Raw genomic sequence first — 20231 nt, 5'->3', positions numbered from 1 at the left:
ATATATATGAAACTACATAAAAGCAATACGGATTTGCTATTCAGAGACCATAGCACAAGCTCAGATGTACAATTTGGCGTATATTGGAAAGGCTATGAAAGCGCTTTGGAGCTTGAGTTTAGCAATAGCTTTATATCCGATTCCACCCATAAATGGGTATTAATATTTTACCCTCAGGGTCTAGATGTAAATAGTTTAAGTCAGAGTGATTTTGACGTTTTTATAGATAGCTTTAGCGAAGTTAATGCCGCCATAATATGGCTGGAGTCCACAGAATCCCCTGCATATTTAAAGAAAGCTCTGCGTCTGACGCTTGATGGAAAAAGAATCGAAGCTTCTAGGTTGGATCCCGCTCAACACTATACTATCAATAAAAAAGTACAATTCAGACGATTAAAAAATTCGACTATCGCTTTAAATGAATTGGGAAATCTAATTATCACCCAATCCCTTCAAGACCCAATCAATTTCAAAATAAACGGTGGCCGATGCTGTTTTAATGAGTTGCAAATAGGTATAACCAACAAAACTGGAAAGCTTAGCTTTCAGTCACTATTTGATATATCAGAAAAATCGATGCCAATTGTTGTACCTTTGGTTTCTCAAACAAAAAGAGAGGCCTTTGAATCATATGCATCTGATGAAGATCCTGTTGTATCGTATCAGGTTGCAGACGCATCAGGGCTTGTTGGTCAGAAACTACTAGCCAGCTATTTACCATTCTACAACTTAAGCTCTTGCGAATTCCAACTCTCACCAAATTCCGATATACCCATAACAACACAACTTACCGATTCCCATGGGAGGCAACTTAAGATAAACCACCCCAACAACCTGACATTTGGAATTAGGAACCTTCAGGTTACAGAGAACGAAGAAAACCACCGACGCTATTTCATGGTGCCAATTTCAGGTACTGTAATGCTAGATAGTCAGGAAATGCTATTGGGTTACTCGGGAACAGAGAGTATTAGCTGCAATAATACAGCAACTTCAGCATTGGCACTGACATTTAGTGAAACCAATCAAGTCCAATACGATGATAAAGACTTTTCAACAGAAATCGCCACTTGTTATGACTCTACCTCGGTAGGTATGTCGCTTAATACTGGTCTTGACTTTAACTTTGATAGCCAGCGTGCGCCACTATTTCCTAATCAATCAAGTCAAGCAACAAATAAAGCTTGGATATCTAATTACAAGAAGATCAAAAAAGGAACATTTACTACCGAACAAGTCCCACTTATACCGTCACTCGCTTTTTTTAAGGAACATCAGGAAGACCTGCTAAATTTGGAGAAGATATATTCTCAACAACGTATTAATAATGCCCAGACAGATACATTTTCAGCTAGCACCCTTATAGAACAAAACCACATTACTCCTCAAGGTTTCATTAAGTCAGGTCCTAGATACGATTTTGTAAATAAAGATGATATTGAAAATCAAGGTTTCGAGTTTTCAATTGAAGGTTTTGACAATGATCTAGAACTATCAATCCAAAAAAATGAAGTTTTCTTTGTACTTACACCTGAATTATTCAGGCAATACAAGTTGCTGTCTCAGTCACAGATGACGCTATCGGCCAAGTTCTCAGTGAACAATACACATGACAACAATCTACGCTTTTTGGTTGATCTTCTTGATGCCTACCCAGACACACAAGAATTTCTTGAATCTCCAACAACTCATAAAAACTCCATCGTAATATTCAAATTCCACACAAAAAGTCTTCAAACTCTGCTCAATGATAAAACCAATTGCACCAACCAGGGTAACTTAAAAAAAGATCTAGTGACTATAATTGGTGAAACTAGCACTCGATGCGAAAAAATCAACGAAACATATTTTGAGCGCGTATACAAGGATAGCAGCTGGAACGGTATCGTAATACTGGATATACCAATTACCGGCCAGTCACTGCCAGCAACATTTAAGGGACTTGCCTCATCTCAACAGCTACCTCAAACCGAGAGCGGTAGCAGTCCATCTTCGTCGCTCATCCCACTTAAAACCATGCTCAAGTTTCAATATGTTGCCATTCCGGTGAACAAAACCAAAATCACAGATTTAACCTTGGAAATAGATTCCACCGCATTCTTCGGACTCATTGATTACGATCCATTTACAGATGAACAGGATTACGAAGAAATACACGCTCACCTAGACGAGTTAGGCACTCAAAATAGTTGGCGTTTCGTACTTTCCAAGTTGCGTGTTGTGTTTCGAAACTCAAATATCGTTGAATTCGACTCTTATGCATTTCTTAGGGTTGGTTCACTATTTGAAAGCACCGTTTCATTTGGTCAAATTGCACTGACACACCCAAAAGAAAACTACCCAGGCATAGAAGTAGAGCAGCTTGATCGTATGATCATGCTTAAAGGGAGTTACCAAAAAAACGAAGGCAAAGAAGAATTTGCTTTTGATGCCCACTTAGATGGCAGCATTCACATCAACAATAGTATTTTAAAAGCAATTAACGTTAGCCAAATTGGTTTTAGCGGCAATGGAGAAGCTTATCGCTTCGATATTAATGCGGACGTTGACCTTGACGCAATTGACTTTAAAGAGTATCTATCTTTTGAAGGGCTCGAGTTAAGAAATCTAGGTCTTGCATTTAACACTGATTCTTCAAGTATCCCATCCATCTCTTTTGATGTTTCCAAGCTCATTGCCTTTCCAAAAATAAGTTTCAACGGGGAGGGATTCCTAAGCAGCTTCCCTTTACGTTTTAGCCACTTCAATATGTTTGAATTAGATCTCAATTTCAAACCTATCAACGACTATATGACACTACCCGTTGGTCGTTTGCATGACGCTGATATATCTAACTCTATGCAAATGTATAGCTTAGTTTTTGATTTTGACATGGGAACTCTAGGGGACCTGGATTTTCTTAAGAAACTCAAAGGGCAGCTTTATATTGGTTGGACTGGGGGTAATGGGCTTTATCTGGGTATGAAGCTCGGTCCCTCTAGTTCCGGCTTGGACTTTGATTTATTTGGAGCCCTAAAAGTAAAAGTTGAAGAATTGGATGTTGGCACTTTGAATGTCTACGGAGAATGCAATACGTATTTTATCAGGCTAAAAAATGCCAGCCTTCAACTCTTCGATACACGCCTACCAAGCGAAGAGAACAATTTTAACGGCATTATCATCGCTGACTTTAGTAACAGCACACCGAGTAAGATTGCCTGGCTAGCTACCTATTCACGAAATGAAGATGAGCGACTTCTGCTGGGGCTAGGCCAGAGAATGGGGCCTCCTTCTGGTGATGAAGGTTCCACTACTAGAACAATGCTCGAAGCAGCTAGAAAGCCATTCAAGATTGATTTACAAAATAGGCCTGCTTGCTCACTAACACCGAATGATTTCCATTATCGACCGGAAAGGAACTGGCTTGTTGCTACGGAATCACTCTTTGGTTTGTTCGGTAGTGCGTGGGAAAAAACTGTCGACCTTCGATTTATTTTCAATGACCCTGTACTCTACGGTATATATATCGGTATCAACGGTGAGAATCCTGCAACCAAAGGGTTAGGCGTTGACATATTATACAAAAAACTCTCCGAAAATCTGGGGTTATGGTCAACGGAGATTCAATTACCAGATGCCGTACGCTATCAAGAGTTCGGGGCTTTATCTGTAACTTTCCCAAATCTTGGGCTGGATATATACACCAATGGTGATTGGAAGTTGGATGTTGGGTTTCCAAAAAACAACCTGGATTGGCAACGCTCTTGCCAGCTACAACTGATACCTTTCGTCGGGTGGGCAGGCTTTTACATTGCCAGTTTAAAGTCTGTTGACCACTCAATATTTTCGTCGTATGAGGATGAGGTTGAAGGAACATCCATTGTTCAAGTGGGCTGTGCAATTCGAATAGGTTTAGGCAAGTATTTTCGAAAGGGCCCACTCTATGCGGGTGCATCAATTAGTGTTTATGGCGTACTTGAAGGTGCTTTCGCATTTGAAAACGATGAAAGTGGTCTAGATAAATTCTTCCCTGATCATTTCGCCCTGCGTGGACGAATTGGCGCAATTGCTGAAATTATTGGTTACGTCGATTTTAAAATAGTTAAAGCCTCACTGCATGCGTTTTTACAAGTAGAGATAGGTCTACTACTCGCTTACATAAACTCTAGACTCATGCCAGCTCCCCTATACATTGAAGGGAATGTTGGGGTAAGAATTCGCGTTACCATTTCTTGCTTCAAAATATTTAGAAAAAAAATATGCATTAGGATCACTTTCTCTTTCAGTACTACGGTGAGATTTCAGTGGACTCTGGGCGGAAGTGGTTCAAACAAGTTATTTCCGTTGTTAGAGTCTTCCCCTGTATCCGTCCCTGTAAATCTAGAAGAAATACCTGTTATCTATATACCTTCTGTGACAAAAGAAAGTAACGGGAACGCTGTCTTAGTTCATAACTTTGCAATAAACTTTTTTGGTTTTGATGCAGAAGACAATAAAACTAGCATCAACAAAAACAACATTCTTAAAAAATCAATTATTGACCCTATATTTAAAGCACTGATAAATGGGGAAAACCCGGTAAGTAGCATTGAGCAGTTACGCTCAATATTGTCGGAAGACAGAGAAGATAACCCCAGTCACAAGCTCGATTTTTCAAGTTATGTTCCTACCATTTATTCTGGGTACGACCTTGATAAAATCACATTTGATGAAGATGATTTTAAGCATTTTAGAGATATATTTGGGTTTGATGAAAACGAATTTGAGAAATTTGTTTCCATCCAAAATAGCTGTGAAACCACACCAGAACAATGCCCTTTCAGGCCACTTGTCGCCCCAATTGGTCATAAGCTCAAAGTAAAAACCAAAGATGGTGTCGAAAAGCACTTTGATAGTGGGTTTGACATAAGTTTGGAAAACCTTTTCAAAGATAACCAAGGTAATACCTCTATTGTTAAATCAATAGATAAACTGGGTGGTTATACGGAAGGCGATATTAATAAAATAGACAAGTTCTTCAACGGCTACAAAACGCAGTTTATTGCTCGTCAAAATGAAGAAAGTGCATTACTCGATGAGTCCGACATAGAATTGCGATATGAGTACATCATCAATGAATATTTTGAGCTATTCGGCTTATTGGTGTTAGAGGCCTGCTTCAATCGTTTTATTGATAGCTACGATCATGATAGTAAACCAGACGCCTCTTCTGTTTCAGTGAAGTATATTTCGAATGACGGTCAATATCACTTTAAATTCAAAGCTGGCGATATAGCAGCCCCAAACGACGGGTTAGTCAATCCTAATGATGTTCTTGAAGACGTTGTAGGCCAGATCAACTACTTCTATAGCAACGGTCTACGCTTACCTAAACGAGAGGAAGACAGCCAAGATATAACTACACCCTACTGGGAGTACCTGAAACAAACGTCAGATATAATTATACCAAAGTCACCTTTAAGCCAAATAGAAGACGTTAAGGTGGAATTTGGCAATAATAAGTTTGGCGACGATCGTGACTGCATAAACTTGAGAGCAGACCTATTTGAAGACAATAACGATCTGCTTGAATTTATGGACAATGCAAGAAAAAACGTATCCGTGAACCTTTCTGATATTAAAAAGACCTTCAACCTAGACAAAATCATTTCAAATCCTTACAAGCTCATTCCCGCATCCTATGGCCTTATTAATTCCACAATAAAAGAGTCCATTGTTGAAGACAGTGTGGTATTTCTCAAATTCCCTGAACAATTAAGATCTACACAGGAAACCAAAAGTTATACATTCAAACTTTCTGGAAAAAGTAGCGATGAGGTAGATTTTACACCAGTTGCAAATATTGACGTGATTGCAAGAGTTCGACAGGTTGATGGTAGAGATATCATTGAAATACAAAACGTTAAGATTGATGAGCTCACATTAATTAACCTTATACAGCAGTCCATGCTTGTTCAAGGTTGTGATCTGAGCATGTTTCGCGCTGAAAAAGATGAACAAGGCGGAATTACTCTTCATGATTTGGGTGAACTAACAATTGTAAAAACCAATCTTAGCAAAGTTACATCCCCACCAATCATTATCAGTCAAAATGCCATGCTTTCAGAAAACCATGAAAGCAAGAAATATATCGCTTCAACATATGGTGACAAACAGCGATTTATAGAGCTCCTTAGGCAGGCTTTAACGACGAACAATGGCGGCTTCTACTTGCTACCGCAGCACTCCGGTGAAGCGCTTGCGACTTCTGAAAAATGGTCAGATATACATATCACCTGCTCCGTCAGTTTTACACCAGACAATATACCTTCTTACATTAACTACTTAAAAGTAAAAAACAACAATCAACAACTCAAGCTCATTGATATTTTTATCAAACATGCTTCCAATGAAGAATATCGAGAATTACTTGATTACCACTCCATCATACCTTCGCATTGTGTTGGGTTCGAGATAGGCAGAACACTGCCTGATACAGATGATGCGGAACATCATAAGTTATTTTTACCACTTGAATACGGCATTTCATCTGAAGATGAAACCATGATTAGTAAGGAGAAAGTACTACCTATAATGCCCCAAAGCATTAATTCAGAATCTGACCGAGCACTAGATCCGTCTAAAAAGCAAGAAAAGCTGGACGTAAATAGTTTAAGCAAAAGACTGCTTTATTATAAGCACGTAACACCTCTTAGCGACCAGCTTACAGCCGTTGAACGATATGCCTGCGTGGGTAAAACCTACGTTTTCAAATTTGGTTTAAGGGATATATATGGCCATAGGACTATTGATAACATTGGAACCACTGTAGAGCACACTCATAAATATTTTGATAAATTAATCCCCATGAGTGCATGGCCTATGATTAAAATTACCCCTTCAATATCAAACGAATTAAATTCAGTTACATCTTCCTCAATTAAATTCAATGCAATTATCGAAGTTGATAGAGAAGCTTATAGAAAGTACCAAAACAGCAATGGTAAGGAACAAATACAGTCCCAATTATTAACAATTATCTCTCAGCTTCATGATGAAAATTGTCATATGCTGATAAATACAGACGCGAGTGAACGTACTCACATATCAGATGCAATCAAAAACTCGATAAAAGACCTTTTGATGAACCTTTACGAGGAAAATAACATTGCCGTAGAAGCATCTATTTCGATACCTTACATTATTACACTAGACCGGTTCGCATCAACCATTAACGCCGACATCGAGATTATTAGAAAAGTCGAGGAAGAGCTGTTTGTTATCGCCACTTCAAATTCAATTATCGATTCCCGAACAATACGGTCAGTTAAAACACCGTTAGTATTCGACTCGGCATCTAACAAAGAGGACAGCCTTACAGGCTTTGCTAAATTGGTTGACACCATAACCAAATCAGATGAATTAACAGTAGGCATTGGTAGTGATGGTAAAGAACGCAAGTTGATATATGCGATTAAAACTGCACCAATGGATAACTTATTTGAAAGTAAAGAACCCTATTCTCGATCGGCGGCGACTCCTATAAGCAATACGCTTTGGTCCGGAGAGTATAACAATACCAAATATACAGACATTGATCTGGATACTTCACTTAGAAGTGTGTTTAACTATATTGAAGACTTGCTATCTGATAATAACATAGCAAGTTTTTTTGACTATTCAGAAGATTCAGATAATACATCCACGTTAAACGAATTAATTCAAGCTAAGAAAGAGCTTTCAAAACATCAAGGGTTTTTAAGTCGTAAGGTTGAACTGCTAAGTTCAAAAACATTAAAAGCGAGCAAGTTATTTGATGAAACCTTGGCAAAATCATTACTCAGTTACTACTATGTTGACGGCATAGTTTCTTATAAAATCAACACACCCGTTGATCTACAAAAGTATAGGCTTACAGTATCCGTAAAGGACCCCGTAAAAAGCTATGATGTAACCTGTTCAAAAATAGATAGTCGTAATAATGGCGATCTCGATATATTATTTGATAAAACATCTAACAATGACGAAACTGATGACGGTAGTCACCATAGTTTCTCATTTACACCTCAGGTTACTCATATTGAGTCGGATATTGACTCATCTTCTGAACTTGAAAGTTCAAAGTGGATTCAGCTCATTAAGCCTTATTCTTTACTAGGTGACGACGACAAACTTCAAGTAGATCTTTTCCCTTCCATTACAAAGAAGTTTCCACCTAAGCCCTTAATTTCACATGACTTTGATTACAATAAAAAGCTTAAAACATGGGGGGACAATGTCGGAGAGTGGAAATACAAACTTAAAATAAACAACTCGAATGCAATTAGCAAAGCTTTAGAGGGCTCTTCGAATGACTACTACGTCGAAGGCGACAAAGTTATTATCAAATTAACAACAGAAACAGTTAATCAATATTTTTTTGAAGATCAGGAACAATCAACATTTTCAGCATTTGTTGCACACTATGCTAGCCTGATAGCTTCAAGAGAAAAAATTAGAATACCTGAGTTTATTCAAGATCTAACCTCGGCCATTCCTTCAGAAAAGGCTCCCCTTGTATTTGGAAACTCTTCTAAAAATCACACCTATACGTTCTGGTTAGTCAAACAAGATAATAAGTGGAAGAGTGTGGAGGTTTCACCCCCAAATCCTGATAATGCACTTAAACTGTTCACAACCCCTGACGGTCACGTGAATATAGAAAACATGACTTTTAACGGACCAAATATACTGGCGTCCGACAGCCGGTGCATCCAGTCTGTTCTTCCCTCTGTTTATGTTATTAGAAACGAAACAGGGGTAGAAAACGAAAACTTCCATTACACAACCCAAAAAATATCAACAGCAACCAGAGTGATACCTTTGCTGGAATATTCTCGTTACCCCTTAGCAATAGATCGAGATCAAACCTTTGATGACAACGTTATTAACAAAGTACCAGGTAAGTATCGGCGTAAAGTCACAGTGAAATATCATTTAAATCCTGGTTCGGGCAATCTAAACCATAAACCGCCTCGGCCTCTTATCCCAATAACACAGATAGAGATTGAGAAAAACATCAATGAATTTAAAGGTGTGGATGCTATATATGAAGGTTATCAAAATGGAAATGAAGCTTTGACACTTACCGTTTCAATAGAGAATGACGATGCAGAAAGTAACCAGCCAATTATTCATGTTGATACTATTTATCGAAAAGGAAATTAAAATAAAACTATAAAGATATATTTAAATTAGAAACCTGTTTAGTTGAATTAAATAATACAACTAAACAGGTCATAAATGACAAGGCCAATTACATTTCACTTAAATGGAGTAATTGATTGATTAGAAATACTTGCTTAAATTTATCAACATAAAAATGTACACAAACTACATCTAATAGACGTGGAGTTATAATTTATTCAGTTCTTAGTATTCATGTTTAGATACCCCTAACTAGAGCTACTAACTTGAAGTCATATAGACTATTTTTTTAATTTTACTCTTACAATAACTTAGAAAAGCAATGATTAAATCTCAAAGAGCAGCCAATTACCATTTATCATTACAAGCTGGTTAATTCGACGCACAAGCGTCGGTATACCTCATTTCGTAGAAATGAGAAAAACTCCATTAATGATTAATTTCCAGTGTAGAAGAAGTAATCTACAAAATCGGGGGAAGATCAATTTGTTATCAATTACAAACGCCCTAGTGAAGCCATAGAAGTTCGCAGTATAAAACCTTCTCTGTTGAGAATAAGGATTTTAAAACCAAACAAAAATTAGAAGAGACAATTAATACCAGTTAATATCATATTTTCCTTTATAAAATTGTTAAGTTAGATAGAACGAAGGGGTTCTGATTTGAAAAATATTTTCATAGTTTTTATTTTATTAATTATTGTTTTACCAATAGATGCGATTTCATCCACCTCTACAGTAGGTGAAAAAACAGGGGTTATTCAACCAGTGGTTGAAGGCCCCGATGAAAAAGACAAATGGTTCAATTTAACCGATGATTCAAAGTTTTGGGGAGCAGTTATAGCTGCTATTATCGTTTTTATCTCAGCACAGATCGTATCAATTTTCACAATACGCTCACAAGGTAAAATGCTAACTAAAACTATTGAAGAAAATAGAAAATTGGAAGAAGAAAAAGCAAATAGGAATTACAGTCATGACTTTATTAACGAGAAAAGAGAAAAGCTTCTAGAAGTAATGAACTCTGTGATTTTTGCATGCAACTGGGCATCAGAGCATAACAGGTATTTAGCTGTTACGGAGGAAGATGGAAAAGCGCTAAGAGAGAGTTTTCTTGAAATATCAGCCAATCTTCAAAATGCTAAATCTATTTCACTTTTCTACTTTCCAGACCTTATTGAAAGTTTAGAAAATTTAGAATTACCACTAAAAGACTTCTTAATAAGTGTTGAAAATCAAATAGATTGCTCTGACAAGGTTGCAAAAGAAAATTGGAAAAAACAAGCCCGTGAACAATCGAAAATAATGAAGGGTTTGATGGAAAGGTTTCATGTATTAACCTCTTCGTATGCGGCAAAGCTTAAAGTGGAAAATCCAATATTATTAAAAGGGGCTGTCTAAGCTTAGATTCCGAGTTAAGACGAATGTATGGTATTGAGAATTGAATCAATATATTGTTTCTCACATGTTCGTCTCTTATTTGCTCTCATGAGTGTAGTGGTACAGTAGTTTTGGCCACCTAATAAGAAATGTTATGATTATTTCATAACCAATTTAGGTGACATATGACAAAGAAAAACCGTGTAACATATTCTGCAGCGATCAAACTTGAAACAGCTCAGTTAGTAATTGACCAAGGCTACACTCAAGAAGAAGCAGCAAAAGCTATGAATGTGGGTAAATCAACTGTGAGTAAATGGGTTGCCCAGTTAAAGGTTGAGCGAAGCGGAAAATCACCTTCAGCATCACCTATGACGCCTGAACAAATTGAAATTCGAGAACTGAAAAAGCGTATACAGCGAATTGAATTAGAAAAGGATATATTAAAAAAGGCTACAGCTCTATTGATGTCGGACTCTCTGAACAATTCTCGATAATCGAGAAACTCAATAAGAGCAATAGTCACCCAGTTAAAACATTATGTGATGTATTTGGCGTACATCGCAGTAGTTATAAATATTGGGTTAACAGAGATAAATCAGTATCAACTGATGATTTAAGGTTATCTATTGAAATCAAAGCAATACATAAAGAAAGTAATGGCTCTGCGGGTGCCAGAACTATCTCTGATATTGCATCTTATCGTGGTTTTAATTTAAGTCGGTATCGAGCGGCTAAATTTATGAAAAAATTAGGACTGGTTAGCTCTCAACCGCCAAATCATAAGTACAAAAAAGCAAAGAAAGAGCATATTTCAATACCCAATTTATTAAACAGACAGTTTGATGTAATTGAACCCAATCAGTATTGGTGTGGTGATGTGACCTATGTTTGGATTGGTCACAGGTGGGCATATTTAGCCGTTGTAATTGATTTATTTGCAAGGAAGCCAATTGGTTGGGCTATCTCCTTGTCTCCAGATAGTGAATTAACAATAGCCGCTGTAGATATGGCTTATGAAAGCAGAGGAAAACCTAAAGGTATCATGTTTCACTCAGATCAAGGCTGTCATTACACAAGCTTAAAGTATCGTCAGAGGCTATGGAAATATCAAATAAAGCAAAGTATGAGTCGACGAGGAAATTGTTGGGATAATGCGCCAATGGAAAGGTTTTTTAGGAGCTTTAAAACTGAATGGATGCCGAAAAAGGGTTACATCGATTTTAAAGAAGCCAAAGGTGCAATTACTGATTACGTAATAGGTTATTACAGCGAGATCAGGCCTCATCACTATAATGCAGGCTTAAGTCCAAATGAATCAGAGCGAAGGTTCTGGTTAAATTCTAAAACTGTGGCCAAATTTAGTTGACCACTACAAGATTCAACTAACGAAGAAATATCAGCATGGGGTATTGCTAAAAAAGTTCAATGGGAAGCATATATTGCTAGTGAATACGAAAGAGAAGTAGAGCATGACATTGATAGAAATGAAAGGTTTGAATGGTAGTTGTGAATTCAATATCAATTAAATTATAACTTTTTCGAGTCAATTAATTTTGAGCTGAAGAGTCATCTACATTTCAATATCGACATCAGTTAAAAATAAATGTATTTCTTCAAGCAAAAAAATAGACAAACCGCAGTTTGTCTATTTTTTAATACATTGTCTGAATTTTAAATATTCAGGCACAACTGATCGCAACATTTATAGTTGGAAACAATTAACTCATTTACCACCTATATATTCAATAACTTACAAAAAACGTAAAAACAATTAAAGTTGGAAACTTCGACCATTTAAAGCATAGTAAATACGTAGATATAAGCACTTAAAGATGGAAACCGAACCAAGCATATAAAACAGTAATAACAATCATATGTTTACCATTATATCTAGCCGGTTTTATGTGGCAAAATACACCTAAATTGACCTAAATAGTATCTTTCCCAACAGATATTAAAATTTAAAAGTGTTTTTCGTTAAATGCCATCCACCATTATCACACCTGTAAACTCTCAAGTAAGTTCCATCCTCCTCAAAGATAATATCAGCTTGGGTATCAGCTTCATGTTTAGTGTCATAAGTATGTTTAGGCGTTCCATCTCCCGCTGTGCAGCTTTCACATATTTTTCTCTGGACATATTCTGATTGAGAAGCAAGCTTCCCTAAGTCATATTTATTCAACTCATATTGTGAAAAGTCACTGTATTGCTCTAGCATTTGTTCAAAGCATGTTTCACTCTTCATAACATAGCTCCTTCACCAATAAACACAACAGGTTCAATAGGAAGGTAACGAGCAATAAAGACTGCTTCGTTAAAACTAATTTGCTTTAATGCTTTTGCTGCACCTACTTTATTTATACTCTCACTGTATTGATAACCAGAGCCACCTGACGAGTTTTGATAAAAACACCCTTTAGGATCAATCATTAAATATGATTCAGTCATAGCGAAATTAGATTCAGCAAAGATTGGTAATCCTGCATTACTATGCTTATCAACGAAATTATTAAATTGTTCATTGGAAATAAGGAGGTTGTCTTCACCATATGGCATGACCTGTAATGCTTTCCATTTATAAGGATTTATTTCTGATATTAAACTAGAAAAATCCTCCTGCCAATTAAGCTTATTCACGACAGTATTAATTTTTGTTTTAATACCTTTCTGTGTATTTGATAACTTTGCTAATGCAAAAATCAAATCATCAGAACTTAATGAGTTCCCTTTTCTATCAACTCTCCCTATTTGACATCTAACACCATAGTTTTGACTATCAAAACTAATCCCAACCATATCCAATACATTATTAGGAAGGTCAAATTTACTATTTAGCAGGTAGTGGCCGTTAGTTATAATTGAGGTTTTAAAACCTTTCTGTTTCGCTAACATCAAAACTATTGAAAAGGTACTGCCCAACATCATTGGCTCACCGCCAGCAATATTAAGACGGACACTTTTATAGCCCAGCTTTTGCTTCAGTGGTGAACTACCTCTAATGAAGTAGTCCGCTAAGTTATCTAAAAGCTTTTCAATAGCCTCAAGTGAACGATGCAATTCATTTGGCTTTCCCCACTTAGCAAAGCAGTAAGCACAGCTATAGTTGCATGCTTCAGTTATGTGCCAATTTATTACTAGCTCATCTGATTTATTGATGAGTGAAGAAGTCGAATTTTCGACGTAGTTGTTTTGTATAGACATACGTATACTCCTTGACTGGTCTGCAAGTGCAGACCGTAAAGTTTCAACATGGCGGACGACGATCGTCGGAGGAGGAGCATCGGGCTCCAGTACACCAAGATTGGATTATTTAAATTTTGGGTCGTTTAGGGATTGCGCATTAATTTGCGCCTTGTTTTGAGCGCTGCTTCATGATCAACAGATTCTGGACCTAGTAACTCTCGACGTTGACATAATAAAAGCCACCACTCGGCAGCAATAATGCCCCGTTTTAAATCTTGAACTGACGGGTTTTGCTTAGCATGGCGACGAACTGCCTTGTAGCATTCACTTGCGATAGATCGAACATCTTCATTTGGGTCTGAATTTTTAGTGAAGTTCACTGTTTTATGAACCTTGCCATTTAGATCAAAACCTAACTCAGTTAAGGCTTTTAAATAACCTTGTCTCCAAATTGAGGATTGCTCTACTACTTGGCTAGAATCATATTTGCCTTCTTTTGCTTTTTCACCTTTACGAAGGCGCAAGCGACTGAGACAAAATTCAGCTAATTCTTGAGAAAAGTTCACATAAAAATCATTCTGAACTTGTTTATAGTTATCTTGCGTTACTTCTCTATTACCATTCGTTTGGTAAGCATAATGTGTATCAGAAAGTTGCTTAAGCGAATCGTACCATTTGTAAAAGTTTTCACGCTCAAATGGACTTCCTAGCTTTGAGATGGATTCATCAGAAAATGGGGCTTTAGATGAGCGCATCAACAATAATCTATGGCGTAACGCTTTTTTAGACGATGATTGGTCAAGAGCGTTAAGTAACCTCTCAAGTTTTTGATGGTATGTTTTTATTTTTTCATCACATTCTTCTTTAACCAACTCACCACGTAATACCCCAATACTTTTATCAATATAAGGAAGCACATCTTCATGTTTAAAACGATCAACAGCGACAACTGTCCAATTAGGAATCAAGCTTTTTGGAAAGTCACGGGAGTCAATTAAGTCAGTAAAAAGTTCATTCCACCATATAGAAAACTCAGAATAAAAAACCTCAGATTGACCTCGTTTAAAAGGTGAACAAGAAGATAAAATACATAACTGATTTTCAATTACCAAATCATTAAGGCTTTCTAAGAACATTTTTTTCCAAGCAACAAAGTATTCTTTACAAACCCATTTTTCAGCACTATTCAGCAAATCTGGTCTAGTTTTCTTTGAGTCAATGACTCGCTGAAAATCATAATCAACTGAATATTTAATCCATGTTGATACCTGTAAGGAAGTTAATTCTGAACAAAGTTTGTGATGAGCATTACTTAGGCGTATGTTTAAATCATCATTTGTTAGCTGACTATAATCATAGTCACTATAGATATATGTATGAGTGTAAGAAGTAAAATAACTATCTAAACCACTAGCCCACTGCTCCTTAACTTCATCAGAAGCAAGGTTTAGATTGGCGCTTAAGTATATAAGTTTTTTAAACTCTAATTTTGTGTCTTCTAACCATCTTTTTAACAATTTAGAGGTTTCTTCACAATCAGATTGTTCGTCACATTTTAATCTTTCAATTCTTTCCCAGGGTGAATTGCCGTCATATGCAAAGTCAATCCAATTATAGGAAAACCTACCAGCCTGCGAATCAAACTTTATCCATGCTTTAAGGAAGTCCAAACCTCGCATTATATCTAATGAGTCTTTAGTTGCGGGGCCATAGGTAAAATTTAAAGAAGCTATTGATATAAATTCTTTTAATAATCTAGTTTCATCTAAACTTCTAAATTGATAGGCAATAGAGTGAAAGTAATCCCAGAAAACGTAGGCCCTTTCACGAAAACCTAACAGAGCTAATTTTTTATCGTTAAAGAACTCTTTTGAAAAACAAAAATCTTTACCATATAACCATGAGACAAATAAAGAATAATTACCTGTAACTTTATCCATTCCGTTGTTATAAAACTCGAATGGAGAGTCATGGAAATAAGTCTTTTTTACATCATCTATAAAATCAAGTAACTCATTTTCAAGAAATGGTGTTCCACTTAAATAACAAATATAACAATGTTCTAATGTCGACTTTTTAGATAGTAAGAAAGCAATACATTTCTCAGATTCAGAGTCATGCTGCTTAGTATTTCTGAAAGCCTCTTCAAGCTCAGAAACGCCTCTGAATACATTCTGCCAATTATCAGAAAAGTGTTTAATTAGTAATGTTCGTAAGTTACCTTGTACTTCAAACTCATCTAGAGCTTGTACAAAACGTTCTTTGGGGTCGTTTTTTTCATCAAAGGTGATATTGCCAAAAGGCGCATCAATCCTGCACATAGTTTTCTCCATAAACTGAGAATTAGGTTTCACAAAAAGAATCCGGATCTATATCCGGTTGCAGTTGAAACCTCCCGTACAATAGAGGGGAGCGGAAAAGTAAAGTAGAGCAAACATGCTCAGTAGCCGACTGCGATAGTCTTATTTTAGCTTAAGGATAATATTCAATGATGTCAACAAGATGTTTGGACTTTTGATTGTAATAAACGAATTAAACTGACAAGATTCATGCTGGTTTGGATACAAATCCGTAGTCAGTTTCACTTAACCATCACACTAAGAATTAACAGTAGAACATCAAACTAATATCATGAAAAAAATTATAAATAATTGAATATATAAAGAGTAAAAAATATGATTCCTAATGGAATAGAATTTAATCACATTGAAAGTGCAATACAAGAAATTGAGAATAGTGAAATCCCTAAAAATAGAGAATCAATTCATTATGATTATTTACATAACAACAAGCCTTACCCCCCAAAATATGTCATATTTCTAGCATCAAAATATGCATTTGGTAATACATTTGATAATTTCACTGCTGTAATGGCAAAAGATTATCTTAAAAAAAGGGGTTATATTGTTCTCGATCGAAGAGAAAATAGTTCTAGTAAATATTCATTACTAGCAGATTATTTTAATCAATTAACAGGAAATTCTGTAACACTTTCATTCCAAGATATTGAGATGATACTGGGTAATACTTTACCTGCAAGTGCACGTAAGTATGTCGCATGGTGGGCTAACTCTAAGTCCAATGGTTCACATCCATGGGCACAAATTTGGATAAAAGCCGGTTGGAAAGTTAATGAATTAAATTTAAGAGTGTCAGAAGTTGAATTTTCGAGAATCAACAGCTTAAAGCTTACCAATCACGATAAGTTCGACATTGTATTTTCTAATGTAATACTAAGAAAATTTGAATCAAAATTGGTTGGTTGCCCATTAACAGTTAAAGAAATAAAGGCAGTATTAGAAAAAGTAGCGAAAGCACATCCTGAGTTAAAAATTGCTGACGGTAGCATAATCCCCAAAGACCATGCCATTGGAAACAAATCGCCGTGTTCGTGCTCCGGAACAAATGACCAACTTTTTCATACTGTAAGTGATACAGCCAATTTTAAACAAGATATGTTTCTACCCTGTTCAAATAATGGAACCTCTCAGGCCGCACTAAGATTCTTTAATACTTATAATTTAAAATCAATTGTCTTACATGAAAGTAATGAACAACAAGTAGGTGAAGAAAGAGAAGTTATTACTAAAGCTAGAATTGGTCAAAGCTTATTCAGAAAAAACTTGCATATATATTGGGAGGGATGCTCAGTTACAGGATGTCTGTTATTTTCAGTGTTAAAGGCTTCACATATAAAGCCCTGGAAAGATTCTACCCCACAAGAGAAAGTAGATCCTAATAATGGGTTATTATTATCACCAAATCTAGATTCATTATTTGACGGTGGCTTTATTAGCTTTAATAGTCGTGGAGCCATTCTGATATCCCTTTTATTGTCTAATGAAGATTTAGGCACACTCAACATAAATAATAAGATGGCATTAAGGAAGATAACCCCTGAAATAGCCAACTACCTTAAGTATCATCAGGAAAATATCTTTCAAGGTAAACTATAATTTGTGATAATAATTTCAATAGAATTAAATGCTTGGGTAGTTAATAAGGAGTAGTTTTTGGGTATTAATAAATTATCTAATTTACCAGTAGTTCAACCTTGGATTAAACAGTTTCTTCCAAAGGATAGAGCCTTAGCAAGGCAGCTAGTTGATGAGCTAATGTACTATGAAACGAGTCATGTGTTTAGAGAAATTAGTCTAATGACTAAAGATAAAATGACCCCTTACTCCGGAGTAGGGATTATCCCAGTCCGTGAACTAAAAGATAAGACTGAAAGCTACTTTCCACAAGATAATGATATAGCACCATTAACACAATCATCAGAAGAATATCTAGGTAGTGAAGCTTATGTATCAAATTTAATAACTCAATTATCTAGGTATAACGTAAAAAAAATAATAAGAAAAAATGGTAAGGCACCTAGTTTAAATGAATTAATTCATAGAAAAGCTAAAGCATTGATTTTAGTTGACGATCTGATTGGGTCAGGCAAACGTGTATGTGACTTTCTAGACGCTATATATCGAAATGAAAAAATAAAAAATTTAATATCTCAGGATAAAATAAAAGTTCATATTGTGGCGTTTATGGCATCAGAAACTGGTGAGGCATCTATTAACCGATGGGCTGAAGAAAAACATGCAAGCATAAATCTAACTGCTATTAATAAGTGTCCTACATTTCACAAGCTACCATTATCTGAGTCATATTTAAAACTTTGTAAAGATTATTCTTTCCGCGAAGAAAGAAAGCCTATTGGCTTTCAAGATACTGCTGTTAGAGTAGTATTTGAGCATTCAGCTCCTAATAATTTGCCAACTATCTTTTATAAAGACATAAAACAGTATTTTCCAAAAAATAGTAAAATAACTGGCTTAAGTAAATCTTGGTGTGCTTTGTTTTCAGGAAGAGCTGTAGATGAAAAATTTAAATATCAAGCTTCACACATTAAAGTTAAAAGAACAGTATCAAATATCATAGGATTGATACTCAGAACCTTATCATCAGCCTCACCTATGAGTTTACGCTCCTTAAGAAAGGTTGAAGGTCTCAACTCTCTAGATCTGGCACATTATATTAACTTGTGTGTAAAACTTAAAATGTTGGAAAAGAATAAAGAGCAAGTCTCAATAACACAACAAGGTGTTATTGAGCTTAATTCTTTAAGTAACATAAAAAAACCTATTGAAATCAATGAACAACTATACTACCCTCCGTAGCTTGAGCAGGGCCTTTTGTTTTGAGCTAGTGTTCCGGTTGATTTTCAATTGGGCGTCTACTTGTTAGATGTACAGACTCATGATTTGAGTGAAAGTATGCTTTAAAAGATACTTTAGGTATTAACGGTGTTGTTAATATTTTGGTTAAGATAAATTTTATATTTTATTATTTTTAATATATTCATAAAGGTAGCTCAGTGACAATCGGCCCTACTCATTCGTACCTTAAAACTGGATTATCAAAAGGCTTTTCTAAAGAAAAACTCCTTACCATACTTGAGTCTTCACATGAAAAAGAGTCTAAATCTCTTTCTTATATACACAGCCTAAAACACATCAGTCACATTACAGGGGTTCATTACATTGTTTTGAGGAACATTGTTTTGAGAAACTCTAACCCTTATTTGGTATACAACCTGAAGAAAAAAGTGTCTGGGTATCGTGACATTTCATCGCCAAATGATGATTTAAAGCTAGTACAAAAATGGATAGCCCAAAATATTCTAATAAACATTGAGCCTCATTGGCGATGTTATTCATACCATAAAGGCGCATCAATTATTAAGTGTGCTCAAGAACATGTAGAATCAAAGTGGTTGATCAAACTAGATATAAATAATTTTTTTGGTTCTATACAAGAATCTCAAGTTTACGACGTTTTTAAAAGTCAGAATTACAACTCATTAGTTTCTTTTGAAATGGCTAGGTTATGTACAATCAATACTGAATTTGATCATAGCTCATCCATAAAGCATTGGGTGAAATATAGGAACAAAAGATCTACTTCACCTTATAGTTCTCTAAAAATAAAAAGGTTTGGCCATTTACCTCAAGGCTCTCCAACCAGTCCTCATTTATCAAATATTATTTTTAAAAGTGCGGATATTGAATTACAAAGCATTGCCCAAAGGTACTCCTTAGTTTACACAAGGTATTCAGATGACCTTAGCTTTTCGACAGGTGATAAAAAATTTAACCGGAAACATGCAAAAGCTTTTATTACTGAGGTATCGAAAATATTAAAAAAACATCATTACCAATTAAATTCAAAGAAAACAAAAATAATACCACCTAGTAAGAGTAAGGTTATTTTAGGGCTTAATGTTGATGGAGATACCCCTAAACTAACTAAGTCTTTCAAACAGCGCCTAAACTTTCACATTCGTGGAATCCAAGAGTTTGGCATAATAGAGCACTCACAACACAGTCATTTTAATTCAATTTTTGGGATGATAAATATAATATCAGGAAAGATAAATTTTGCTAAAAGTGTTGATATAAATTACGGAAATAAAACTGAGTTGATTTTTAAAAAAATATTACAGCAAGAAGGATTAATATAAAT

Annotated in this window: 9 protein-coding genes; 6 read left to right on the top strand and 3 right to left on the bottom strand. The window is 35.7% G+C overall.

Going from position 1 to position 20231, the window contains the following annotated elements:
- Positions 1-6 precede the first annotated feature (6 nt).
- The 3 genes from PSA_RS08515 to PSA_RS24485 all read left to right on the top strand — a co-directional run bounded on the left by PSA_RS08515 (position 7) and on the right by PSA_RS24485 (position 11892).
- A complete protein-coding gene (locus PSA_RS08515; RefSeq protein ID WP_042153426.1) occupies positions 7-9165 on the top strand; it encodes a hypothetical protein in 9159 nt (3052 codons plus the stop codon).
- 641 nt (positions 9166-9806) lie between these two features.
- Positions 9807-10544, top strand: a complete 738-nt coding sequence (locus PSA_RS08510; RefSeq protein WP_042153429.1) for a hypothetical protein — start codon at positions 9807-9809, stop codon at positions 10542-10544.
- A 164-nt stretch (positions 10545-10708) separates the two neighbouring features.
- Positions 10709-11892 (top strand): IS3 family transposase gene (locus tag PSA_RS24485; protein WP_371257771.1). Its coding sequence is split into 2 segments (ribosomal slippage): positions 10709-10967 and positions 10967-11892, totalling 1185 coding nucleotides; the frame shifts between segments, so codons are not numbered across the junction.
- A 588-nt stretch (positions 11893-12480) separates the two neighbouring features.
- On the opposite strand, the gene PSA_RS08495 is transcribed toward PSA_RS24485, so the two are convergent.
- The 3 genes from PSA_RS08495 to PSA_RS08485 all read right to left on the bottom strand — a co-directional run bounded on the left by PSA_RS08495 (position 12481) and on the right by PSA_RS08485 (position 16030).
- Positions 12481-12771, bottom strand: coding sequence for a hypothetical protein (locus tag PSA_RS08495; protein ID WP_052380272.1), 291 nt, complete (start codon positions 12769-12771; stop codon positions 12481-12483).
- Positions 12768-13727: a viperin family antiviral radical SAM protein gene (locus tag PSA_RS08490; protein ID WP_042153081.1), complete on the bottom strand. Its 960-nt coding sequence runs from the start codon at positions 13725-13727 to the stop codon at positions 12768-12770. Before PSA_RS08490 ends, PSA_RS08495 begins: the two co-directional genes overlap by 4 nt.
- Before the next feature lie 125 nt (positions 13728-13852).
- On the bottom strand, positions 13853-16030 hold the full coding sequence (locus PSA_RS08485) for a hypothetical protein (protein WP_042153084.1): 2178 nt from the start codon (positions 16028-16030) through the stop codon (positions 13853-13855).
- Positions 16031-16384: 354 nt separating this feature from the next.
- Here PSA_RS08485 and PSA_RS08480 point away from each other — a divergent pair, with 354 nt between their 5' ends.
- From PSA_RS08480 to PSA_RS08470, 3 genes are all read left to right on the top strand, one after another.
- Positions 16385-17665 carry an HNH endonuclease gene (locus PSA_RS08480; protein WP_052380273.1) on the top strand — a complete coding sequence of 427 codons (1281 nt, stop codon included), beginning with the start codon at positions 16385-16387 and terminating at the stop codon, positions 17663-17665.
- A 57-nt stretch (positions 17666-17722) separates the two neighbouring features.
- Positions 17723-18886: a hypothetical protein gene (locus PSA_RS08475; RefSeq protein WP_042153087.1), complete on the top strand. Its 1164-nt coding sequence runs from the start codon at positions 17723-17725 to the stop codon at positions 18884-18886.
- Between the two features lie 197 nt (positions 18887-19083).
- Positions 19084-20229, top strand: a complete 1146-nt coding sequence (locus tag PSA_RS08470; protein WP_042153089.1) for a reverse transcriptase family protein — start codon at positions 19084-19086, stop codon at positions 20227-20229.
- Positions 20230-20231: the final 2 nt, after the last annotated feature.

This window comes from Pseudoalteromonas sp. '520P1 No. 423', from assembly GCF_001269985.1.
GTDB lineage: Bacteria > Pseudomonadota > Gammaproteobacteria > Enterobacterales > Alteromonadaceae > Pseudoalteromonas.
This window is presented reverse-complemented; position numbering and strand designations above follow the sequence as displayed.